This window comes from Mesorhizobium sp. CNPSo 4661 (genome assembly GCF_057784215.1).
Genome location: NZ_JBWGIO010000018.1, coordinates 77,234 through 100,939 on the forward strand (window position 1 = coordinate 77,234; position 23,706 = coordinate 100,939).

Sequence of the window (23,706 nt, forward strand, 5' to 3'; positions counted from 1 at the left end):
AGAGATGCCGATGAAATCCTACTCGATCGCCCTGATCCCCGGTGACGGCATCGGCCGCGTTGTGACCGCCGCCGCCTGGACGGTGCTGGAAGGCGGCGGCCAAACAGTCCGGCTTTGCCCTGACCGGAACCGAATTTCCCTGGTCCTGCCGCTTCTTCAAGGAGACAGGCCGCATGATGCCCGAGGACGGCATCGAGACCTTGCGCGGCTTCGACGCCATCCTTCTCGGCGCGGTCGGCTGGCCGGCGGAGGTGCCGGATTCCGTCTCGCTCCACGGCCTGCTGCTGCCGATCCGCAAGGCGTTCGTGCAATACGCCAACGTCCGGCCTCACCGCCTGCTGCCTGGCGTCACGGGCCCGCTGCGGGCGGAAGGCTTCGACATCCTGTGCATCCGCGAGAACACCGAAGGGGAATATTCCGGCGCCGGCGGGCGCGTGCACCAAGGCACGCGGGACGAGGTCGCCGTGGAGACCTCGATCTTCACCCGGGCGGGCGTCGAGCGCATCCTGCGCTTCGGCTTCGAGCGGGCGCGGTCACGGCGAGGCAAACTGGCCTCGGTCACCAAGTCCAACGCGCAGAAACATTCGATGGTCTTCTGGGATGAGATCACGAGGAAGCTGGCACCAGATTATCCGGACGTCGAAGTGACCAGCTATCACGTCGATGCGCTTGCTGCGCGCATGATCATGGCGCCGGAAAGCCTCGATGTGGTCGTCGCCTCCAACCTGTTCGGCGACATCCTGACCGACATCGGCGCGGCGATCCAGGGCGGATTGGGCTACGCCGCCTCGGCCAACATCAACCCCGACCGATCGGCGCCATCCATGTTCGAGCCGGTGCACGGCTCCGCGCCCGACATCGCCCATCTCGGCATCGCCAATCCAATCGCTACCATCTGGTCCGGCGCCATGATGCTCGATCATCTCGGTGAAAAGGCTGCCGCCGGCCGCGTCATGAAGGCTCTCGAAGCGACAACTGCCGGAGGCATTGGAACCACCCCCGGCAAGGATCGCACGGAAGCCATCACGGCCGCCGTCGCCGCGGCTCTCAATTGATTTGCAAGGTCGTTTCCGATGAAAAACCTGAAGGACGAAAGCCTCTTCCGCGAAGCCGGCCTGATCGGCGGCGAATGGATCGCTGCCGGCTCCGGCAAGATGGTCGATGTCGTCGATCCGGCAACCCAGGCCGTGATCGGCACGGTGCCCGATATGGCCGGTGCCGACACACACGCAGCGATAGAGGCCGCGGCTTCGGCCTATCGCGTGTGGAAAAAGAAGACCAACGCCGAACGCGCTCGTCTGCTGGAGGCCTGGCATGACCTGATGCTTGCGCATCTTGACGATCTAGCGCTGATCCTGACCACGGAACAGGGCAAGCCGCTGGACGAGGCCAGAGGCGAGATCCGTTATGGTGCGTCCTTCGTCAAATGGTTCGCCGAGGAAGCGCGCCGCATCAACGGCCATACCATCCCCTCGCCCACATCCGACCGCCGCATCATCGTCCTGAAGGAGCCGGTCGGCGTCTGCGGCATCATCACGCCGTGGAATTTTCCCAACGCGATGATCACGCGCAAGGTCGCGCCGGCGCTCGCCGCCGGCTGCACGGTGGTGATCAAGCCGTCCGAGTTCACGCCCTATTCGGCGCTGGCGCTCGGCGTGCTCGCCGAGCGGGCCGGCATCCCTGCCGGCGTCATCAATATCGTTACCGGCATGCCGTCCGAAATCGGCAACGAGATCATGGCGAACGAGACCGTTCGCAAGATCTCCTTCACCGGCTCCACGCGGGTCGGTTCGCTGCTGATGCGCGGCGCGGCCGACAGCGTCAAGCGGCTCAGCCTCGAACTCGGCGGCAACGCGCCTTTCATCGTCTTCGACGACGCCGATCTCGACCTCGCCGTCGAGGGCGCGCTTGTCTCGAAGTTCCGCAACGGCGGCCAGACCTGCGTCTGCGCGAACCGTATCCTTGTCCAGGCCGGCGTCTATGACGCGTTCGCAGCGAAGCTCACGGCTCGAGTCAACGCCATGACGGTGGGGCCAGGCACGCAGCCCGGCGTCGCCATCGGGCCGATGATCAATATGGCGGCGGTCGAGAAGATCAACCGCCACGTCGAGGATGCGCTCACCAAAGGCGCGGCGATCGTCACGCAGAAGCCTGCGCTGCCCGACGGCCCTCAATATGTCGCACCGTTGGTGCTGATCGGCGCCACAAAAGACATGCAGCTTGCCGGCGAGGAAACCTTCGGCCCGGTCGCGCCGCTTTTCCGTTTCGAGACGGAAGAAGAGGCTATCGCGCTCGCTAACGGCACACCCTACGGCCTTGCGTCCTACTTCTACACCGAGAATCTGAAGCGCGCCTGGCGCGTCGGCGAGGCGCTGGAGTTCGGCATGGTCGGGCTCAACACCGGCGCGGTGTCGATGGAGGTGGCGCCCTTCGGCGGCGTCAAGCAGTCCGGCCTCGGGCGCGAGGGCGCGCAGGCCGGCATCGAGGAATATCTCGAGATGAAGAGCTTTCACATGGGCGGGCTGGGCTGACCCCCCAATCACTGGATCCGGTCGAGCGCCTTGTAGTAGAGGCCGACCATCGGCAGGAACCAAGGCTTGCCGGAATAACCCGGAATGGAAGGCCACTCGAGCCCCTTGAGCGGGTTGCGGTCCTCGCGGCCTAGAATGGCATCGGCCATGATCATGCCGAGATGGGTCGAAAGCTGCGCGCCATGGCCGGAATAGCCCATCGCGTACCAGACCCCATCATGATAGCCGGCGCGCGGAAAGCGGTCCTTGGTCATATCGACCAGGCCGCCCCAGCAATAGTCGATCTCGACCCTGGCGAGTTGCGGGAAGATAGCCGCAAGGCTTGCCCGCAAAATCTGTCCGCTCCTGGCGTCGGAGCGCTGGTCGGACGTCGCCGAGAAGCGTGCGCGACCGCCGAAGATCAGCCGCTTGTCCGGCGACAGCCGGAAGTAGTTGCCGATGTTCATCGAGGTCACACATGTCCGGTTGCCCGGCATGGTGGCGGTGATCTCGGCGTCGCTGAGCGGCCGCGTGGCGATGATGAAGCTGCCGACCGAGATGAGCCTGCGGCGGAAATAGCCGAAATTCGGCGTGGTGTAGGCGCCGGTCGCCACCAGCACATTGTCGGCGCTGATCCGGCCACGCGACGTGGTCAGTTCATGCCGGTTGCCTGCCTGCTTGTGGTCGGTCACCCTGGTGTTCTCGTGGATGACGGCGCCATGGCGTGCCGCGGCCGTGGCGAGACCCGCCACATAACGGCCCATATGCATCATGGCGCTCTTCTTCGACAGCATCGCGCCATGGAAGGGCGAGCCGACCTCGGATTTGAGATCGGCCGCCGACAGCAGCGCCGTGTCCGGATCCACCTCGGCATGGATGGCTTCGAAGTTGCGAGCGATTGCTTCGAAATGCTGCGGCTTGGAGGCGAGCTTCAGCTTGCCGGCGCGGCGGAAGTTGCAGTCTATGCCTTCCTCGGCGACCAGCGCCTCGATGGTATCGACGGACGAGTCCAGCGCCCGGTAGAGCGTGATCGCGCGCTCCTTGCCGAGCTCCGCCTTGGCCGAAAGATAGCTGTGGGCAAGGCCGTTGTTCAGGTGTCCGCCATTGCGCCCGGATGCGCCCCAGCCCACCCGCTCCGCTTCCAGCACGACCACTTTGGCGCCGGCCTTGGCCAGTTGGCGCGCGGCGGCAAGACCGGTGAAGCCGCCGCCGATGATGGCGGCGTCGAAATGCCCTTCGACGGGGCCTTGCGCCGCACCGGAAAAGACCGGAGCGGTATCGTGCCAATAGGAGACCAGCTTCATCGGCAATCCGCCCGTTTCAAAGCCCGACCACGCCCGGAAGACCTGAAATGTCCGATATCTCGACATAGCCATAGTACGGGTTGGCCGGTTCGTGGCCGCGATTGACCCAGACCTTGTTCTTGATGCCGAGATCGTGTGCCGACATCAGGTCGTAGCGGAAAGAGGACGAGCAGTGAAGAACGTCCTCCGGGCCGCAACCCAAATTGTCGAACATATATTCGAAGGCCTTGAAACGGGGCTTGTAGGCCTGCGCCTGCTCGGCCGTGTAGACGGTGTGGAACGGCGCGCCGAGCTTCTCGACGTTGGACATGATCTGTGCGTTCATGGCATTGGACAGGATGACCAGCGGAATTTCCTTGGCAACCTTCGCCAGACCCTCAGGAACGTCCGCGTGCGGTCCCCAGGTCGGGACACGCTCATATATCATTTTGGCGTCGTCGGGGCTGAAGGCGACACCGTTGCGCTTGCAGGCGCGCTCGAGCGCGTTGTGGATGACGTCGGCATAAGGCTTCCAGTCGCCGAGGATCTCGTCGAGCCGATAGGCGGCGAAATTCTTGATGAATTCCTGCATGCGCGGTTCATCGAGCCGGCTGCCATAAAGATCGCGCGCCGCTTCCGCCATCTGGAAAAAGGTCAACGTGCCATAGCAGTCGAAGGTGATGTATTTGGGCCTGAAAGGAGCCATGTCCGTCGATCTCCGGTGGAAGCAAACCCGCTTTGGGATGCATTTCATCATAGGCCGGTGGGCAGCGAGCCACTTGACCGAAATGGGCCTCCAGAAAGCAGAAAGTACCGTATCAGCTGCCCGGTTTGGCACGCTGTTGCATCCTGAAGGCCAATGAAAGCGCCTTCCGCAACCTGAAACGCATCCGCTGCGGCTGTCGCCAGCAGAAGATGCGGCGCACACCCCGCGCAAAGGCGAAAGATATCGCAGAGACCGAGACCTTCAGACGATCTGCGGCGCGTCGATGACCGAGACTTGCGCGCAGACGGAAGGATGCCTCATGCAGCAGAGCGAGATCGAAATCCGGGACTTCGGGCCGGACCATATAGAGGGCGCAGTGGCGCTTTCGCGTCAGGAGAACTGGCCGCATCGCCCGCAGGACTGGCAGATGGCGCTGCAGCTTTCTCGCGGCGCGGTTGCGCTCGACGACGAGGGCCGGGTTGCCGGCACCATCCTGGTGACGCCCTACGGCATGGACTGCGCCACGATCAACATGGTGATCGTCGACAAGAACGCGCGCGGCAAGGGGCTCGGGCGCAAGCTCATGGAACAAGCCTTCACCCTTGCCGGCAACCGTCCGCTGCGGCTGGTCGCGACGGCGGTCGGCATGCCTCTCTATGAGAAGCTGGGCTTCGTGCCCGCCGGCACCATCCTGCAGCACCAAGGCAAGGTTGCGGAGCTTGGCTTACCCGAAGGCGTGGAAGCCGCGAGCGCCGACGATCTTCCGGAAATCAAGGCACTGGACCGTGACGCTTACGGTGCCGACCGCGAAGCTCTGATCGATGCGCTGGCGCAGCGGGGGCAATTCGCGGTCATCCGCCGCAATGGCGCCATCGAGGGCTATGCGGCAATCCGGCCGTTCGGACGCGGCGAGGTGATCGGTCCGGTCATCGCGGCAGGTGCCGAGGCCGCCAAAGCCCTGATCAGCTTCTTCGCCGCGCAGCGCGCCGGCGCCTTCCTGCGCGTGGATACGGGCAGTATGACCGGCATCGCCTCCTGGCTGACAGAAGTCGGCCTCGCCCATGTCGGCGGCGGCGTGGCCATGGATCGCCCGGCCAGGAAGGCATCGGAACAGGCCAGGCCAAAAGTTTACGCCCTCGCCAACCAGGCGCTCGGCTAGAGCCGGATGATTTCGGATCGAGTCGATCCGAAATCTGAATCCGGGTCTAAATCAAGGAGATAGAGCATGATGTCGCCCGAAAACCGCTTAACACTTTTCGGCATCATGCTCTGGGGAGGACAACAATGCTTGCCAATTCATTGATCGAACTCGACCGCGCCCATCTCATCCATCCGGTCTCTTCATACCGCGGCCACGAGGCGCTCGGCGTGCGCGTGCTGAAGTCGGCGAAGGGCGCGACTGTGACCGACGCATCCGGCAAGCAGCTCGTCGATGGCTTCGCGGGTTTGTGGTGCGTCAATGCCGGCTACGGCCATGACAGCATCGTCGAGGCGGCGGCCCGCCAGATGCGCGAGCTTCCCTATGCCACCGCCTATTTCGGCCTCGGCTCCGAGCCGGCCATCCGTCTCGCCTCGGAACTGGCCGAGCGCGCGCCGGGCGATCTCAATCACGTCTACTTCACGCTGGGCGGGTCTGACGCCGTCGACAGCACGATCCGTTTCGTCCGCTACTACTGGAATGCCAGGGGCGAGCCGAAACGCGACCAGTTCATTTCTATCGAACAGGGCTACCACGGGTCGTCAGTGGTCGGCGCAGGCCTGACCGCCCTGCCCGCCTTTCACGCCGGTTTCGGCATTCCCTTCGAATGGCAGCACAAGATCCCCTCGCCCTATCCCTATCGCAACCCTGTCGGTGAGGACGGCAACGCGATCACCGCCGCATCGCTCGCGGCGCTGAAGGCAAAAATCGAGGAGATCGGACCGGATCGCGTCGCCGCCTTCTATGCCGAACCAATCCAGGGTTCGGGCGGCGTCATCGTTCCACCGACGGGCTGGATCAAGGCGATGCGCGAGCTCTGCAAGGAGCACGGTATCCTGTTCATCGCCGACGAAGTGATCACCGGCTTCGGTCGCACAGGCCCCCTGTTCGCCTGTGACGAGGAGGACATCGTTCCCGACTTCATGACGACCGCGAAAGGCCTGACCTCAGGCTATGTTCCTATGGGCGCCGTGTTCATGACCGATCATGTCTACAACGTCATCGCCGATGGCGCGGGTACTTCTGCGGTCGGCCACGGCTACACCTACTCGGCCCATCCCGTCAGCGCCGCCGTCGCGCTCGAAGTGTTGAAGCTCTACGAAGACGGCCTTCTAGAGAATGGCATCAAGGCCGGCGCCCGCCTGATGGAGGGATTGGCAAGCCTGAGCGACCATCCTCTCGTCGGCGATGTACGCGGTCGCGGCATGCTTGCCGCGATCGAACTGGTGGTCGACAAAAAGAAGAAGACACCGCTTCCCGCATCGGCCATGCCTGCGCGACGCGTCTTCGACAGGGCGTGGGACAACGGTCTCATCATCCGTGCCTTTGCCAACGGGGTTCTCGGCTATGCTCCCCCGCTCTGCTGCACCAACGACGACATCGATGCGATCATCGAGCGCACGCGCCGGACGCTCGACCAGACGCTGGACGATGCCGATGTCCGCAAGGCCCTAGCATGACGGGCGACGAATACCGCGTGTTTCGAAATAGCGCCGGGGCAGACGATTTCGCAATTTTGTGCCGCCCCCTCACGCCTTTTCGGCGAATTCAGCGCGGGGGAAGTGCCAGACTGCTCTTAAGACAAGGCCAGAAGGCTCAAATTTTCGGGCTTTTGAAGAGGCCGATGCCCCGGACAGAACGGAATTTTGTTCTGTTCAGCACCATGCAATTCGGCCGCGCGCAGAGGAGAGCCAGTCTTGGCCAGGGGCTTTAGCGAATTCAAATACATGACCTTCGACGTCGTCGGCACCCTGATCGACTTCGAAGGCGGCATAACGACCTGCCTGGCCGGGATTGCCGCCGACGCTGGCGTTTCCATCGATGACGAAGCCGCGCTGGCCCTTTATCGGCAGGCCCGCTACATGCCCGATGCGGGGCTGTTTCCTGACGATCTCGTGCGTGTCTACATGGTCATCGCGCCGCAACTCGGCCTGCCGGCCGAGGAGAAATATGGCGTCCGGCTGCGGGACTCTGCAAGCGCCTGGCAAAGCTTCCCCGACAGCGCGGCGGCATTGGCCGAGCTTGCGAAATTCCACAAGCTGATTGCCATGACCAATGCCCGGCGCTGGGCGCTCGGTCATTTCGAGAGGCAGCTCGGATCGCCCTTCTTCGCCACCTTCACGGCCGACGATACCGGCACGGAGAAACCGGATCCGGCCTTTTTCCAGAAGGTCTTCGATTTCGTCGCCTCAAGGGGCGATAGCAAGGACGACATCCTGCACGTCGCGCAAAGCCAGTATCACGACATCGGCATATCCCGCGCGCTTGGCGTGACCAATTGCTGGATCGAACGCCGACACGCCCAGAAGGGCTATGGCGGCACAATCGAGCCCGAGCGCTTCACCGTACCAGACCACCACTTCACCTCGATGGCCTCCCTTGTAGCGGCCGTCCGGGAAAGCCTGAAGGAACGAGCCTGAGCCAAAGCCCGGAAAGCCGCAGCAAGACGAGCATCCCGACCAAACAAACAGAAAGGGGAATAACATGACCGACAAGATCACGAACTGGACCAGCGCAGACGATGCCATGGTCGAAAATGCCATTCGGCGGGGCGCGAGCCGCCGCGAACTTCTCAAGATGCTGTTGGCCGGCGGCGCCGCGGTTGCCGCGGGCAGCCTGGTGCTCGGCCGCGCCACCAATGCCGTCGCCGCCACGCCGGTTTCCGGCGGAAATTTCAAAGCCGCCGGCTGGTCGTCATCGACCGCCGACACGCTTGATCCGGCAAAGGCGTCACTCTCCACCGACTATGTCCGCTGCTGCTCGCTCTACAACCGCCTGACCTTCCTCGACAAGGATGGCGTCACGCAGATGGAGCTGGCCGAAAGCTTCGACAGCAAGGACGCCAAGACCTGGACCGTGAAGCTGCGCAAGGGCGTCACCTTCCACGACGGCAAGGACCTCACCGCCGAAGACGTGGTCTTCTCACTGAAGCGCCATCTCGACAAAGCGGTCGGCTCCAAGGTCGCCAAGATCGCAGCGCAGATGACCGGCTTCAAGGCGGTCGACAAGTCGACCGTGGAAATCACACTCGCCGACCCGAATGCCGACCTCCCGACCATCCTGGCGCTGCACCATTTCATGATCGTCCAGGACGGCACTACCGACTTCTCCAAGGGCAATGGCACCGGCGCCTTCGTGCTGCAAACGTTCGAACCGGGCGTGCGTTCGGTGGTCACCAAGAACAAGAACTATTGGAAGTCGGGCAAGCCCTATCTCGACTCCTTCGAGTTCATCGCCATCAGCGACGACAGCGCCCGCGTCAACGCCCTGCTTTCCGGTGACATCAATTTTGCGGCTTCGATCAATCCGCGCGCGATGAAGCTCATCGGCGGCCAGCAGGGCTTCGAATTGTCGAAATCGACTTCGGGCAACTACACCGACCTCAACATCCGGCTCGACATGGATCCGGGCAGCAAGGCCGACTTCGTTGCCGGTATGAAGTATCTCGTCAACCGCGAGCAGATCGTCAAATCGGCATTGCGCGGCCTCGGCGAGATCGGCAACGACCAACCCGTCTCGCCGGCGAATATCTTCCACAATCCTGACGTCAAGCCGAAGGCTTTCGACCCGGACAAGGCGAAGTTCCACTTCCAGAAAGCCGGCCTGCTCGGCCAGTCCATCCCGGTGATCGCTTCCGACGCCGCCACCTCGTCGATCGACATGGCGGTGATCATCCAGGCCGCCGGCGCCGATATCGGTATGAAGCTCGACGTCCAGCGCGTCCCGGCCGACGGCTACTGGGACAATTACTGGCTCAAGGCGCCAATCCATTTCGGCAACATCAATCCGCGCCCGACGCCGGATATCCTGTTCTCGCTCCTCTACGCTTCCAACGCGCCGTGGAACGAAAGCCAGTACAAGTCCGAGAAGTTCGACAAGATGCTCATCGAGGCGCGCGGCTCGCTCGACCAGGCCAAGCGCAAGGAGATCTACGGCCAGATGCAGGCTATGGTCTCCGAGGAGGCCGGCACCATCATCCCGGCCTACATTTCCAACGTGGATGCCCTCTCCAGCAAGGTGAAGGGTTTGGAAGCGAACCCGCTCGGTGGCATGATGGGCTACGCAATGGCGGAATATCTCTGGCTCGAAGCCTGAGAGAAGCCAGCCGGGGGCCGTTCAGCCAGCCCCCGGCACTTCATTGCGCAAGATCGCTTGGCCGAACAACCGCAGGGAGCGCTTCCATGAAGTCTGGGGTTCCGAACCTCGTGATGAAGCGGCTGGGTATCGCGGCCGTCACGCTTTTGATCGTGCTGTTCGCGGTGTTCTTCGCCACCAGCATGCTGCCCGGCGACACCGCATCGATCCTGCTCGGCCAGGCGGCGACTCCGGAAGCGGTCGCCGGCCTGCGCGAGGCCATGCATCTCAACGATCCAGCGATCCTGCGCTTCCTGCTCTGGCTTGTCGGCCTGCTCCATGGCGACCTCGGCACCTCCTATGCCAACCAGATGCCGGTCGCGGCGCTGATCGGCGGGCGTCTGGTCAACACCATGAAGCTCGCCGGCATCACCACGCTGCTCTCGGTGCCACTGGCGCTGACGCTCGGCATCACCGCCGCCATGCTGCGCGGCTCTGTCTACGACCGCGCCATCACCATTCTTTCGATCGGTGTCATCTCCGTGCCGGAATTCATGGTCGCGACCCTCGCTGTCCTGCTCTTCGCCGTCTATCTCAAATGGCTGCCGGCGCTGTCCTCGGTCAACGAGGCGCATTCGCTGACCGACCTCGTGCGCATCTATGCGATGCCGGTGATCACGCTCACGTTCGTCATCTCCGCGCAAATGATCCGCATGACCCGCGCCGCGGTGATCGAGACGCTCTCCACGCCTTATGTCGAGATGGCGCTTCTGAAAGGCGCCTCGCGCAGCCGCATGGTGCTGAGGCACGCGCTCCCCAATGCGCTCGGGCCGATCGTCAACGCGGTCGCGCTCTCGCTGTCCTATCTGGTCGGCGGCGTCATCATCGTCGAGACGATCTTCAACTATCCCGGCATCGCGAAGCTGATGGTCGATGCCGTCGCCACCCGCGACCTGCCGCTGATCCAGAGCTGCGCGATGATCTTCTGCCTCGGCTACCTCTTCCTCATAACCGCCGCCGACGTCGTCGCCATCATGTCCAACCCGAGGCTCAGATGACGATAGCGCGCGCGACAATCTCCCGACGGTCGTTCCTGGGCCACAGCTACAGCCTCGTGGGCGTCGTGGCCGCTTTGGTCATCCTGGCTTGGACGCTCGTCGCGATCCTCGCGCCCTACATCATTCCCCATTCGATCGGAGACATTGTCGACGACGACTATTTCGGCCCGATGCGCCAGGGGCTGTGGCTCGGCTCGGACTATCTCGGGCGCGATATGCTCTCGCGGGTTCTGATGGGCGCACGCTACACCGTCGGCATATCGCTCGCGGCCGTCTCCATCGCCTGCTTTTCCGGCGTCGTGCTGGGGATGATAGCGGCCGTCACCGGTGGCTGGCTCGACACGTGCCTCAGCCGCTTCCTGGACGCGATGAACTCCATCCCCAGTAAGCTTTTCGGTCTTGTCGTCGTTGCCGCCGTCGGCTCGTCGATCCCTGTACTGATCCTGACACTCGCGGTCATCTATATCCCTGGCGCCTACCGCTTCGCGCGGGCGCTCGCCGTCAACATCAACACGATGGACTTCATGACCGTCGCCCGCGTGCGCGGCGAAAACACCATCTATCTTATCGGCTCCGAGATCCTGCCGAACATCATCCGCCCGGTGCTGGCCGACTTCGGCCTGCGCTTCGTCTTCATCGTGCTGCTCCTTTCGGGCCTCTCCTTCCTGGGCCTCGGACTCCAGCCCCCGCTCGCCGACTGGGGCGCGCTGGTGCGCGAGAACATCGGCGGCCTGCCCTTCGCGGCGTCCGCCGTTATCGTGCCCTCGCTGGCGATCGCCAGCCTCACCATCAGCGTCAACCTGCTGATCGACAATCTGCCGCAGAAGATCAGGGACCGGGACGCATGACCAATCTCGTCGAGGTCAGGGATCTGAGGATCGAGGCGACCACCGACGCCGGCCGGATTGTCGAAATCATCAAAGGCGTCAGCCTCGACATCCCCGACGGCGAGATCGTCGCCTTGATCGGAGAAAGCGGCTCCGGCAAGACGACGGTGGCGCTTTCTCTGATGGGTTATGCAAGGCCCGGCTGCCGGATCACCGGAGGCGAGATCAACGTGAACGGCAAGGACATGGCAGCACTTTCCGAGAAGGAACGCGCCAGGTCACGCGGCACAGACATCGCCTACGTTCCACAGAGTGCCGCCGCAGCCTTCAATCCCTCGTCGACGATCATGGAGCAGGTGATCGAGGTCACGCGGATCCACAGCCTGATGCCGCCCGAGCGAGCGCGTCAGCGTGCGGTCGAGCTGTTCAAGGCCCTGTCGCTGCCGGATCCGGAAGGGATCGGCGCCCGCTACCCGCACCAGGTTTCGGGTGGGCAATTGCAGCGCCTGGCGGCGGCCATGGCACTTATCGGCGATCCCAAGCTGGTCATCTTCGACGAGCCGACGACGGCCCTCGACGTGACAACCCAGATCGACGTGCTGAAAGCCTTCAAATCGGTCATGCGGGCGGGCGGAATAGCAGGTGTCTATGTCTCCCACGACCTGGCGGTCGTTGCCCAGATCGCCGACCGCATCGTAGTGTTGAGGGGCGGCGAAGTGCAGGAGACCGGCACGACGGCGGCCATCCTTTCGGCGGCCACGCACGCCTATACGCGGGAATTGCTCGCCGCCTTCGAACCAAAGCCACGGCAAACACAGGCCAATGCAGATGTCGGCGCGAAAGCGCTGCTGCGGATCGACAACCTGACGGCAGGCTACGGACCGGTGCGGACCAACGGACAGCCCGTTGTCCGCGCAGTCGATTCTGTCAGCCTTCTCGTCGAAAGGGGGCGCAATCTCGGCGTCATCGGCGAATCCGGTTGCGGGAAATCGACCTTGGCGCGAGCCATTGCCGGCATCCATCCGGCGGCTACCGGCGACATCGTCTTTGACGGCAAGGCACTGGAGCGTGCTGCAAAGAACCGCAGCCGGGACCAACTGCGCGAGATGCAAATCGTGTTCCAGTATGCCGATACCGCGCTCAACCCGGCCAAGTCGGTGGAGGATATCATCTCTCGCCCGCTAGCCTTCTATCACGGGCTGGGCGGGCAGGCGCGCTCGAAGCGCGTCGACGAGCTGCTCGACATGGTGCGCCTGCCGAGGACGCTTCGTTACCGTCGTCCATCGGAACTCTCTGGCGGCCAGAAGCAGCGCGTAAACTTCGCGCGCGCCCTGGCGGCTGACCCCAAGCTCATCATCTGCGACGAAATCACCTCGGCGCTCGACACGGTGGTGGCGTCCACGGTGATCGAGCTGCTCAAGGAGCTGCAGCGAGAGCTGGAACTTTCCTATATCTTCATTAGCCATGACCTCTCGGTCGTCGAGGCCATCTGCGATCAGATCATGGTCATGTACAACGGGGAGCGGGTGGAGCAGATCACGCCCGACAAGGTGCAGGCACCCACCCACCCCTATTCCAAGCTGCTGTTCTCCTCCGTGCCGAAGCTCGATCCGACATGGCTCGACGGTCTCGTCCGCGACCCCGAGCTCGTCAGCCAGTACGGTCATCGCTGACTAGAGCGTTTCACCGTTTCACGAAAACGGCGAACTGCTCTATCTCCTTGTTTTAATGCAATTCCGGACGGAAAACCGCGTACACTTTTCCTGGAATTGCTCTAAATCGGAAACAGGCTGGGCAGCGGCATGTGCGTCTTGACGATGGGTGACTTCAGCACGACGAAGCTGAAATACTTGTCGATGCCGATGTCCATGTCGGTCAGCCGCTCCATGATCGTCTGGTATTCGCCGATGCCGGCGGTCACAAATTTCATCAGGTAGTCGTAGCCACCTGAGACAAGATGGCATTCGATGACCTGGTCGATCTTCTCCACGACGGACAGGAAGCGGGCGAAGTCAACCTGACGATGGTTCTTCAAGGTGATTTCGGTGAAGACAGTCAGCGCCTGGCCGAGCTTGCCGAGATTGATCTGAGCGGAATACCCTTCAATATAGCCTTCGGACTGGAGTCTCTTGACTCGCATCAAGCACGGGCTCGGCGACAGATGCACGAGTTCCGCCAGTTCCACATTGGTGATGCGGCCGTTCTTCTGCAATTCGTGAAGTATCCTGATGTCGATCCGATCCAATTTCACGGCCGCCTCCGGAGAAAACACATCACAGCACAAAATGCTGCCTTGCCCACGACCATGGAGACTATCACAGCCGGCTGGCCTGTCCATCCAGGCGGATACCCTCTGAGAGGCAGGGCCTCCCGATTCCGGCGGAGCTGCCAGAATAAAATTCTGCTTCGGCCTTAACTGCAGCAGCGGCTGCCTGCGCTACGCGCTAGATTGAAGCGTCGAAGCAGGGAAGACCATGCGCGCGCCACTGCAGCAAATCGAGACATCCGTCGAACTGCCGCGATCCGCGGATACAGTCGTGATCGGCGGCGGCATCGTCGGTGTCTTCGCAGCCTACTACCTGGCAAGGCGCGGCATGAAGGTCGCGCTTGTGGAAAAGGGATTTGTCGGCGCAGAGCAATCCAGCCGGAACTGGGGATGGTGCCGCCAGCAGAACCGTGACGCCCGCGAGCTGCCGATGGCGATGCGAAGCCTCGATCTTTGGGAGCGCTTTGCAGCGGAAACAGGCCAGGACACGGGCTTCCGCCGCTGCGGCCTGCTTTATCTCAGCAATGATGAGGCGGAGCTGGCCGGCTGGGCGCGCTGGCGTGACTTCGCCAAGACGGCCGGTGTCACCACGCATATGCTCGACGGCGCGGCGGCGAGCGAGCGCGGCCGCGCCACGGAGCGGGCATGGAAGGGCGGCGTCTTCTCACCGACCGACGGCACTGCCGATCCGTCACGGGCCGCACCGGCGGTCGCCCGCGCCATTCTCGAGCGTGGCGGCAGCGTACATCAGAATTGCGCCGCGCGCGGTATCGAGACCGAGGGCGGACGCCTGAGCGCCGTGATCACGGAACGCGGAACGATTCGGACAAAGGCGGCGGTGATGGCCGGCGGCGCCTGGGCCTCGTCATTCTGCCATCAGTTCGGCTTCCGCTTCCCACAAGCGTCGGTCCGTTCCTCCATCCTGTCGGTGTCGCCCGGTGCCGCGGGCCTGCCGGATGCGCTGCACACGGCAAGGATCTCGGCCACGCGTCGCGGCGACGGCGGCTACACGCTCGCCATAAGCGGGCGAGGCCGCGTGGACGTCACGCCGCAGCAGCTGCGCTTCTCCTCGCAATTCCTGCCCATGTTCCTGAAGCGGTGGCGAAGCCTGGCGCCCGGCGGCCTGCAAGGCATGCGCTCGGGGCACGAAACGCTTCGACACTGGCCGCTCGACCAGCCGACGCCGATGGAGCGGATGCGCATCCTCGATCCGATCCCGGACCGGGCGACCATTCGCCTGACCCACGCCCGCGCGCTCGAGCTGCTGCCCGACCTCCGAAAGACGAAGATCAGCGCGGCCTGGGCCGGCTACATCGACAGCACGCCGGATGGCGTGCCCGCCATCGGCGAGATAGCTACCCTTCCTGGTTTCTTCCTGGCTGCCGGGTTTTCGGGGCACGGCTTCGGCATCGGGCCGGGCGCCGGTCACCTCGTCGCGGACCTGGTGACCGGGTCGGAACCGATCGTCGATCCGACATCCTATGACCCCCGGCGCTTCGATGCTTCGGCCTGGGGAAAGGTCGCCGATTTCTAGAGCAATTCCAAGAAAAGTGCGTAGCGGTTTTCCGTCCGGAATTGCGTAAAAACAAAGACTTAGAGCGGTTCGGCGATTCCGTGAAACGCTGAACCGCTCTAGGATGTGATCGTCATCCATGCACGGCCTCAGCACTCCCGCAGAAAAGCGCTGATAGGCGCTGGCCGGGCAGGAGCCTGTGCGCGAAACCGACCAACGGCGTCGGGCGTGCAGCCTGCTTGCGCCGCAACAAGCTCAACGGCAGCCAAAAGGCAGTAACGCCCCTGGCAGCGCCCCATGCCGGTGCGCGAGAGCGACTTGACCCTGTTGGCCTCGCCGCCACCGAAATCCACACTTCGGCGTACATCTCCGGCACTCACATTCTCGCAGCGGCAGACGATCGCATCGTCGGGGAGTGCCGGCGCCATCGACGCCGGCCAGGGAAAGGCGCAAGCCAGGCCACGGGCAAAGCGCGCAAGCCGCGCGAGCTTACGCAGATCAGCTGCGGTGGAGGGCGCCGGATGTCCGAGATCGGCAAGGCATGCCGCCGCCGCGAGACGCCCAGCGATCTCCGCGCCGTCCGCTCCCAGAAGACGAACTCCATCGCCCGCAAGGTAGACGCCATTGCCGGCCCGACCCATCTCGTCGGTCTTTGGCAGCCATTGCCGCCACTGTGCGTCATAGGTAAAGGCGCATCCCGCCAGATCGGGCAAATGCGTTTCCGCCCGCAGGTGCCAGCCCATGCCGACCATGTCGCATGGGGAGAGGCGCTGCCTTCCGCCAGCGTCGCGCCAGCGCATGGCGGTGACACCTTGTTCGTCGGCCTCGATTCGGTCGAGCGTCACACCCGCATGATAGCGGGCGCCGAGCCTCGCCCGCAGGGCCAGGCCGCGCAGCGCGACCAATGGCCGGGCGGCAAGTCCCCCGAGCCCCCGCATCTGCTGGCGCCAGGACGAGGTGTCGAGCACCGCCGTCACATCCGCTCCAGCCTTGACGAGCTGGGCGCCAACCAGCGTCAGCAGAGGCCCTGATCCCATCAGGACGATCCGCCGCCCGAGGGCCACGCCTTGCGCCTTGAGCGCGATCTGCGCCGCACCAAGGCTGTAGACGCCAGCGCTTTGCCAGCCGGGGACAGGTGCGATGCGGTCCGACGCGCCGGTGGCAAGGATCAGGCGGTCATAGCCGATCACTTCAACGCCACCCTCCCCCAGCACGTGCAGTTGCCCCTCGTGCACGGCGATGACGGAGCAGTGCGCGCAATGGGTGAGCCGCCCCTCTTTGGCCAGCCGATCGAAAAGCGCATGCAGCACGCGGGCCTTAGCAGCCTCGGAGCCATAGAGCTGCTCTGGCGTGCGGGCGAAGCCGGCAGGCGGGCGGCGATAGATCTGGCCGCCAGCGCGATGCCCCTCGTCGATCACCACCGGGTGGAACCCTGCCTCGACCAGCATCGCGGCCGCTCTTACGCCGGCGGGACCGGCGCCCACGATCACGATGCGCGGCGATAAAGTCTCGCTCACGGCCACCTCTCTGGCGGCGCCGTGCGCAACCGCATGCCCTCAGCGACAGGCGTCGAACATGCCTGCAGGCGCGGCCCATCCTCTTGCCATATCCAGCAATCCTGGCAGGCTCCCATCAGGCAGAAGCCGGCGCGCGCTTCGGGTCCGAACTCGGACTCCCGCAACGCATGCCCCGACGCCAGCATGGCGGTCAGCACGGTGTCGCCGGCAAGCGCTCCGCGCACCTCACCGTCCAGAAAGAAATACAGCTCCGCGCGGTCGCGCTCGACCAGCCGGACGATGCGGCCGGCGGTGATCATTCCGCGGCCTCTCGCACGGGGTGAGGACGAGGCAGTTCGGGGAACCGTTCGCAGACCGCATCGAATGCGACCTGGACGCCTTCCGGTCCCGAACGCCCCTTCATGCGGCGGAATATCTCCGTCTTGGCGAAGAACCGCCAGTGGATCGGCAAATCCCTCAGTATGGCGGTGAGCCGGTCATAGGCGTCCGGCGTCCACTGCGCTTCGTAGCCGTCGCGCTCCGGGCCGAAATGGAAATGGCCGGTGGCCGAACGCTGCCGTGCACGCCGTCCTTCCGTCGCCTGCTCGTCGACCTCGCCGTCGCGGATGACGACGCCATAGTCGCGCTCCGCCGATGCCACTGAGACATAGCCGCGGCGAACGTCCTGCGCGACCCGCCAAGGCTCGCGTTGATGCGGATCGCCCCGCCCGCCGCCTCCGGCAGAGCGGATATCGAGCACGTCACCGGGCTGCAGCACCGCGGTGTCGATGTTGCCCAGCCGTCGCTCGTGTTCGGCCCCAGGATTGACGATCATGTCCGACAGACCGGCCGCCTTGCCGCCCAGCACGCCCCAGGGACGAAAGAAGCTGCGGTCGCGGTTGCGTGCCGTGATCCTGGAATCGGGGGCGAAGACACGGAAGGCCATCTCGGTCGCCAGCCCACCGCGCCAGCGGCCCGCCCCGCCACTATCCCGGGCGAGCCCGTATTTCACGAATTCGACCGGGGTCTCGGTTTCGGTGATCTCGATCGGCGTGTTCTTGAGATAGGCGGCATCGGCGCCCGATCCGTTGGTCCCGTCGCGATGCGGCATCGCGCCGCCGCCCCCTACCACTGGGTTCACCGCCGCGATGACGGTCTGGCTGGTGCGCTCGTCCGTCGTCATGACGTTGACGATGCAGTTGTTGCCAGCCGGTGCCGCCGGCAGGCGTGCCGGCACCGCTTGCGAAAAGGCGCCGAAGATGACCGACCGCAGGCGGGCGCAGGTGAGCGAGCGCATGCCCACGGCAGCGGGATAGACCGGGTTCAGCACCGAACCTTCGGGGGTAATGCAGGTGAACGGCCGGGTGAGGCCCGTGTTGAGCAGGATCTTCGGGTTGAGCGTATAGAGCACATAGTAGACGCCGACGAGCAGGATGGTGTGGCGTGGGTCACCGCCCGTGGGCACGTTGAGCGAGGAGCCGAGCTGCGGATCCGAACCCGTGAAGTCGAGCACCGCCTCGTCGCCCCTGATCGTCAGGGTCAACTTCAGCCGGCAGGGATTGGCCTCGACCGAATCCTCGTCGGCATAGTCGGCGAACTCCCATGTGCCGTCTGGCATGGAGCGCAGCACGTCGCGTGCCTGCGCCTCCGCGTGGTCGAGAAGAGCGGCAACGCCTTCGACGAAGCCGGTCTTGCTGAACTTCCGCACCATCGCCTGGATTTTGCGCTCGCCCGTGTTGAGCGCGCCGACCAGCGCCTTGATATCGCCGATGTTGAGATCTGGCTTGCGCACATTGGTGCTCATGATCCGCAGGATCATCTCGTCAAAAACGCCTTCATTCACGAGCTTCATGGGAGGAAAACGGATGCCTTCCTGATGGATTTCGGTCAGCGCCCGGCTGAGAGAAGCGGGCACCGCCCCGCCCATGTCGGTGTTGTGGATGTGGCCTCCGGTCCAGGCGATGATCTCGCCATCGACGAAGACCGGCTTCCACAAATGCGTGTCGGGCGCGTGGGTGGCAACGTAGCCGGAATAGGGATCGTTGGTGAAGGCAACGTCTCCCTCCCGGTAGTCGTCCACCATCGCGATCGCGCGGTGATACGAAACCCCGGGATGCCAGGTGGTGCCGAGTTCCATTGGGACGGCGAAGGTCGCGCCGGAGCGGTCCAGCAGCATCACCGTGAAGTCTTGCGTCTCCTTGACGAAGGCGGAGTGCGCGGTGCGGTGCAGCGTATGGGCCATATTTTCGGCGGCTGCGCGGGCGTGGTTCGCCAGAACCTGAAGGTTTGTTCGGTCGAACATGGCGTCACTCCCCGAAGGTCAGAAGTAGGTTGAGATGGCGATCGACGCGTGCCTGCGTTCCGATGGGGATCGCGAAGGTGGTGTCTTCCTGCACCACCACGGCAGGCCCGTGGAACACGCTGCCCGGCACGAGCGCCTGCCGGTCGTGGAGATCGACGGTCTCGACGCTCAGGCCGGTGTAGACCGGGAGCCGGCGCGCTGGGATGGCCGGGGCGTCCTTCTCGTCGATCTCCGGGAAGGACAATGCCGGACCGGCGCCCACGGCGGCCAGCCTGGCATTGACGAGTTCGATCTCGCCGTCCGGGTCGTGGAAGTCGTAGAGGCGCTCATGCGTGAGGTGGAAAGCCTGCGCGATGGCGGCCGCGTCGCCGTCCATGAGCCATTCCGGCGAAAGGACGACCTCGATCTCATAGCTCTGCCCGACGTATCGCATGTCGCAGGAGAGACTGAGTTCCGCTGCCGCGTCGTGGCCCTGTGCCGCCAGCCAGTCACGACCTTCCCGCGCGAGAGCCTCGAAGGCGCTGTGAATTCCTGGAAGTGACGCATCCGACAATGGAGCGAAGATGGTGCGTATGAAGTCTCCGCGCAGATCCGCCACCAGCCCGCCCAGCGCCGACACCACACCGGGGCGACGAGGCGCCATGAGGCGTGTCATCCCGAGTTCGCGGGCAAGGAAGGCGCCGAGCATAGGCCCGCCGCCGCCAAAAGGCATCAGCGTGAAATCCCGCAAGTCCACGCCTGCGCGCGAGGCGAGTTTCTCGACCTCGACGAACATTTCAGACACCGCAATGTCGAGGATCGCCTGCGCGGTCTGCTCAACCGTGCGGCCGAGTCGGGAGGCAAGGTCGCCGACCGCGCGATGGGCCAACCCGACATCGATCTTGAGCTGGCCATAGGCCATCTCAGTGTGGCCGAGCCATCCGCACACCACCATGGCGTCCGTCACCGTCGCGCGCTCGCCGCCACGGCCGTAGCATGCAGGCCCAGGCGTCGAGCCGGCCGACTCCGGCCCGACCCGTAGCACCCCTTGGGCATCGACGCTGGCGATCGAGCCGCCGCCTACGCCGATCGAGCTTACCGACACGGAAGGAATGTGGAGCGGAAATTCACCGATCAGCTCGCCGGTGCCGAATTGCGGCTCACCGCCGATGATGAGAGCGAAGTCGGCCGAGGTCCCACCGATATCGAGGGTCAGGATCTTATCCTCGCCTGCCTGACGCGCGAGCCACGAGGCGCCGATGACGCCGGAGGCCGTTCCCGACAGCAGCATGTTTACGCAGGCGTGCTTGCCTTCGGCAGCGTTCATCAACCCGCCGTTCGATTTCGTCAGCATCGGGCGCGCTGGCACGCCGCTTCCTTTCAGCCGCTCTTCCAGCGCCGTCAGATAGCCCGAGACGCGCGGATGGACGTAGCCGTTGAGAATGGCGGTCGAGCTGCGCTCGTATTCGCGGATGACCGGCCACACCTCGGCCGAGGAGAAGACGAAGAGTTCGGGCGCAAGACGCGCGATCGCCGCCTTCACCGAAGCCTCCTGTTCGCCGTTGCGCCAGGAATGGAGGAAGGACACGATGATCCCTTGTGCCCCGGTTGCTTTCGCCGTCGCGACTGCCCTTTCCACGGCGTCCATGTCCGGCGCCTGGGATTCACTGCCATCGGCGCGCATGCGAACCGGAATGCCGAAGACCATGTCTCGCGAGATCAGCGGCTCCGGCCGCGTGCAGAACAGCGAATACATGTCCGGCATGCGAAGCCGTGCGAGCTCGATCACGTCCTCGAAGCCGGCATTGGTGAACAGCGCCAGCGGCGCGCCCTTGCGCTGGATGATCGTGTTGATGCCGACGGTCGTACCGTGCACGAAGCGCGTCATACGGGTAGGATTGAAGCCTTCGCGCTCGGCCAGAAGAGCAAGACCCGTCATCAGCTCGGCACCCGGATCTTCTGGTGTCGTCAGCACTTTCAGCGAGGCGACCCGCCCGGAATTTACCTCGAGCGCACAGAAGTCGATGAAGGTGCCGCCGATATCGACGCCGACCTTCCAGTCGGCTCCGTCCTGCGCTAGATCCGCCGCGATGGCACCATCCATGATGCGTCCCTTCCTGTCTGCCACCTGGATGCTGGCACGACCGGATGGTCCACGTCCAAGACGCATGATGGACAAGGATATAAGTCTTGCTTATGGTCTTGCGCGATGTTCGCCGAGGATTGCGTAACAGGCCGCACGGATCTCATCTCGCATCATCTCATCGGCCCGTGAAAGCGCTCGTGTGCGCGAGGTAAGAAGCGCGACCGGAAATTCCGGTCCCGCCGCCAGCGGCCTGACCGCGAGCCCGGCGAACTGCTGCCAAGGCAACAGCGCGTCGACCAGGGCAATACCCAGACCAGCCTGGACGAAGCCGATCGCGGAGATGGAGACGTCGATCTCAAGCGACGGTGAAAGTTTGACACCCTGCGCGCGCGCCGCCAGGGCCAATTCGTCGGCAGGGCGTGTGTTTCCGTGATAGGATATCAGCTCTTCCCGGGCGAGATCGGCGAGCGTCAGCTCAGTTTTCCTTTGCAAGGCGTGCCCGGCGGGTAGCAGGCATGCGAAGCCGACACTTCCGATCACCTCCGCCTCGATGTCGGGAGGCAGGCGGTCGTCCATGGCCACGCCGAGGCTGGCGTCGCCCGTGCGCAGCATGTCTACGATTGTGGCGATCGGTGCGCTATGGGAACGCAGCAAAATATTGGGATGCTGGGCCCGGAATTTGGTGAAGGCGCGCGGCAGGATCGCCATGGCGGGCGGCGGTGAGGCCGCAACCCGGACTAGCCCAGTGCGACCCAGCCGAAGGTCGGTGGTCTTGCGGCGTAGTCCGTCAAGCCCTGCCGACAGCCTCTCGGCATCCGGGAAAATCTCCAGCGCGTCCGGAGTCGGGCGCAGCCTGCCCTTCACCCGTTCGAACAGCGCGAAGCCGAGTTCGTCCTCGGTGTGAAGCAGGATCTGGCTCAGCGCCGGCTGGGAGATGTTCAGCATCCGAGCCGCAGCTGTCACGGTGCCGGCGCGCATGACGGCGATGAACACTTCCAGCTGCCGGGCTCGCATCGCTACTCCATAGGTACAACTTATGACTCTGGTTCAAACCTGTCTTTGACGCAATGCCGCGGCGCGGACAAGATTGGCGCATTCAAGGATCATCCGCCCTGCTCAAGGAATGACTATGGATGTGATCGCGCTCGGCGGCGGACTGATGGGGACGGCTTCGGCGTATTTCCTCGCCAGACGCGGCGCGCGCGTGACGCTGATCGAGCGCAATCGGATCGGCACCGGAGCGACTGTCGCCTCCTTTGGCAACATCCGGCGCACGGGTCGCCATCTGTCCCAGCTTCCGCTGGCCCATCGCTCGCTCAGGCTGTGGGGCGAGGCCGAGAAAATGCTTGGCCGGGACGTGGAATTCCGCGCCACCGGTCATATCCGCCTGATCTTCGATGAAGGCAGTCTCGCCGACATGCGGGCCTATGCAGAGGCGGCGCGATCCTGGGGCCTTGACCTGGAGGAACTCACTTCGCGTGAGATCCATGCCCGTTTCCCGGGTCTCGGTCCCGAGGCCATCGCGGCATCGTTTTCGCCGCACGACGGCAGCGGCAATCCGCGGCTGATCGCGCCGGCCTTCGCCGACGCTGCCCGGAGGCTCGGCGTGGAAATCGTCGAGGGAGCCCAGGTCGAGGCGATCAGGCACACAGGCTCCGGCTTCCTTGTCACCACCTCAAAAGGTTCATTCAACGCCGAGTGCCTGCTCAATACCGCCGGTGCCTGGGGCGCGCGCATCGCCGCGCAGTTCGGTGAGGAGGTTCCACTCGATGCCCGCGGCCCGCAGATGGGGGTGACCGAGCCGCTGCCCTATCGAGTACCGCCGGTGGTTGGCATCTGGACCCGCGACAAGGACCATGGCGCATATCTGCGTCAGGTCGAGAGGGGCAACATCGTCTTCGGCGGAGCCGCTGAAAGGGTGGCGGTGGACCTCGACCCAGGTCACGCGGTCGCCGACCCCACGCGGCTGTCGACCCAGTTGCGCGCCGTCGCGCGGCTGCTGCCGGCGATCGGCCAGGTGGCAGTCATCCGAACATGGTCCGGCTGCGAGGGCTATGTTCGGGACATGTTGCCCGTCATGGGACGCTCGATGACGACGCCAGGCCTGTTCCATGCCTTCGGCTTCAGCGGACACGGCTTCCAACTCGGTCCAGGTGTTGGAGACGCCATGGCCGAACTCATTGCGACCGGCCGTTGCGAAACGCCGCTTGATGATTTCAGGATCGATCGCTTCGGCCACGCGGCCTAATGCATGTCGCCCAGAAGTGTGCAGCGGTTCTGGGACAACGACATGCATCAAAACAAAGACTTAAAGCGCGGCGCATGAAGCCGTTTCGATGCGACGCGCTTTAGAGGAGCAAGATATCGGACCGGCGTCTTAGAGAAGGCCGCACGAGAAGGCGGGCATT

Annotated in this window: 18 protein-coding genes and 1 pseudogene; 11 read left to right on the forward strand and 8 right to left on the reverse strand. The window is 64.1% G+C overall.

Translation table 11 applies throughout. The annotated features are described in order from the left end of the window. The first annotated feature begins 10 nt into the window (after positions 1-10). Together AC0YKC_RS25810 and AC0YKC_RS25815 are read left to right on the forward strand one after the other, a co-directional pair. Positions 11-1,055: pseudogene (locus AC0YKC_RS25810) on the forward strand (tartrate dehydrogenase). Positions 1,056-1,073: 18 nt separating this feature from the next. Next, positions 1,074-2,531, forward strand: coding sequence for an NAD-dependent succinate-semialdehyde dehydrogenase (locus AC0YKC_RS25815; protein WP_488513119.1), 1,458 nt, complete (start codon positions 1,074-1,076; stop codon positions 2,529-2,531). Positions 2,532-2,539: 8 nt separating this feature from the next. On the opposite strand, the gene AC0YKC_RS25820 is transcribed toward AC0YKC_RS25815, so the two are convergent. Beyond that, a complete protein-coding gene (locus tag AC0YKC_RS25820; protein ID WP_434723606.1) occupies positions 2,540-3,814 on the reverse strand; it encodes an NAD(P)/FAD-dependent oxidoreductase in 1,275 nt (424 codons plus the stop codon). Between the two features lie 16 nt (positions 3,815-3,830). Next, positions 3,831-4,499, reverse strand: coding sequence for a haloacid dehalogenase type II (locus AC0YKC_RS25825; protein ID WP_488513120.1), 669 nt, complete (start codon positions 4,497-4,499; stop codon positions 3,831-3,833). Between the two features lie 319 nt (positions 4,500-4,818). On the opposite strand from AC0YKC_RS25825, the gene AC0YKC_RS25830 reads away from it, so the two are divergent. The 7 genes from AC0YKC_RS25830 (at position 4,819) to AC0YKC_RS25860 (ending at position 13,329) form a co-directional block, all read left to right on the forward strand. Beyond that, positions 4,819-5,658: a GNAT family N-acetyltransferase gene (locus AC0YKC_RS25830; protein ID WP_320293670.1), complete on the forward strand. Its 840-nt coding sequence runs from the start codon at positions 4,819-4,821 to the stop codon at positions 5,656-5,658. Between the two features lie 125 nt (positions 5,659-5,783). Next, entirely contained in the window at positions 5,784-7,157 is a 1,374-nt protein-coding gene (locus AC0YKC_RS25835; RefSeq protein ID WP_320293669.1) for an aspartate aminotransferase family protein, read from the forward strand. 267 nt (positions 7,158-7,424) lie between these two features. Then, positions 7,425-8,117 carry an HAD-IA family hydrolase gene (locus tag AC0YKC_RS25840; protein ID WP_488513162.1) on the forward strand — a complete coding sequence of 231 codons (693 nt, stop codon included), beginning with the start codon at positions 7,425-7,427 and terminating at the stop codon, positions 8,115-8,117. A 64-nt stretch (positions 8,118-8,181) separates the two neighbouring features. Next, positions 8,182-9,792, forward strand: coding sequence for an ABC transporter substrate-binding protein (locus AC0YKC_RS25845; protein WP_488513121.1), 1,611 nt, complete (start codon positions 8,182-8,184; stop codon positions 9,790-9,792). 86 nt (positions 9,793-9,878) lie between these two features. Next, positions 9,879-10,829: an ABC transporter permease gene (locus tag AC0YKC_RS25850; RefSeq protein WP_488513122.1), complete on the forward strand. Its 951-nt coding sequence runs from the start codon at positions 9,879-9,881 to the stop codon at positions 10,827-10,829. After that, the gene (locus tag AC0YKC_RS25855; protein ID WP_434723609.1) at positions 10,826-11,677 is read left to right on the forward strand and encodes an ABC transporter permease; all 852 of its coding nucleotides are present in this window, start codon (positions 10,826-10,828) and stop codon (positions 11,675-11,677) included. The genes AC0YKC_RS25850 and AC0YKC_RS25855 overlap by 4 nt, the downstream gene beginning before the upstream one ends. Continuing rightward, complete coding sequence (locus tag AC0YKC_RS25860) at positions 11,674-13,329, forward strand: ABC transporter ATP-binding protein (protein ID WP_488513123.1); 1,656 nt, start codon at positions 11,674-11,676, stop codon at positions 13,327-13,329. The genes AC0YKC_RS25855 and AC0YKC_RS25860 overlap by 4 nt, the downstream gene beginning before the upstream one ends. 101 nt (positions 13,330-13,430) lie before the next feature. Here the strand turns inward: AC0YKC_RS25860 and AC0YKC_RS25865 are convergent, their stop codons facing one another. Continuing rightward, positions 13,431-13,907: an Lrp/AsnC family transcriptional regulator gene (locus AC0YKC_RS25865; protein ID WP_320293663.1), complete on the reverse strand. Its 477-nt coding sequence runs from the start codon at positions 13,905-13,907 to the stop codon at positions 13,431-13,433. Between the two features lie 223 nt (positions 13,908-14,130). Between AC0YKC_RS25865 and AC0YKC_RS25870 the strand changes: the two genes are divergently transcribed. Then, positions 14,131-15,456 carry an NAD(P)/FAD-dependent oxidoreductase gene (locus AC0YKC_RS25870; RefSeq protein WP_488513124.1) on the forward strand — a complete coding sequence of 442 codons (1,326 nt, stop codon included), beginning with the start codon at positions 14,131-14,133 and terminating at the stop codon, positions 15,454-15,456. 128 nt (positions 15,457-15,584) lie between these two features. Here the strand turns inward: AC0YKC_RS25870 and AC0YKC_RS25875 are convergent, their stop codons facing one another. The 5 genes from AC0YKC_RS25875 to AC0YKC_RS25895 form a co-directional block, all read right to left on the reverse strand. After that, positions 15,585-16,952 carry an FAD/NAD(P)-dependent oxidoreductase gene (locus tag AC0YKC_RS25875; protein WP_488513125.1) on the reverse strand — a complete coding sequence of 456 codons (1,368 nt, stop codon included), beginning with the start codon at positions 16,950-16,952 and terminating at the stop codon, positions 15,585-15,587. Beyond that, the gene (locus AC0YKC_RS25880; protein WP_434723613.1) at positions 16,949-17,251 is read right to left on the reverse strand and encodes a (2Fe-2S)-binding protein; all 303 of its coding nucleotides are present in this window, start codon (positions 17,249-17,251) and stop codon (positions 16,949-16,951) included. The genes AC0YKC_RS25875 and AC0YKC_RS25880 overlap by 4 nt, the downstream gene beginning before the upstream one ends. Further along, positions 17,248-19,233 (reverse strand): hydantoinase B/oxoprolinase family protein, encoded by a 1,986-nt coding sequence (locus AC0YKC_RS25885; RefSeq protein WP_488513126.1) that lies wholly within the window; start codon positions 19,231-19,233, stop codon positions 17,248-17,250. Before AC0YKC_RS25885 ends, AC0YKC_RS25880 begins: the two co-directional genes overlap by 4 nt. A gap of 4 nt (positions 19,234-19,237) precedes the next feature. After that, positions 19,238-21,316: a hydantoinase/oxoprolinase family protein gene (locus AC0YKC_RS25890; protein ID WP_488513127.1), complete on the reverse strand. Its 2,079-nt coding sequence runs from the start codon at positions 21,314-21,316 to the stop codon at positions 19,238-19,240. Between the two features lie 90 nt (positions 21,317-21,406). Then, complete coding sequence (locus AC0YKC_RS25895) at positions 21,407-22,312, reverse strand: LysR family transcriptional regulator (protein WP_320293657.1); 906 nt, start codon at positions 22,310-22,312, stop codon at positions 21,407-21,409. Between the two features lie 115 nt (positions 22,313-22,427). On the opposite strand from AC0YKC_RS25895, the gene AC0YKC_RS25900 reads away from it, so the two are divergent. Next, positions 22,428-23,546 (forward strand): NAD(P)/FAD-dependent oxidoreductase, encoded by a 1,119-nt coding sequence (locus tag AC0YKC_RS25900; protein WP_488513128.1) that lies wholly within the window; start codon positions 22,428-22,430, stop codon positions 23,544-23,546. Positions 23,547-23,706 lie beyond the last annotated feature (160 nt).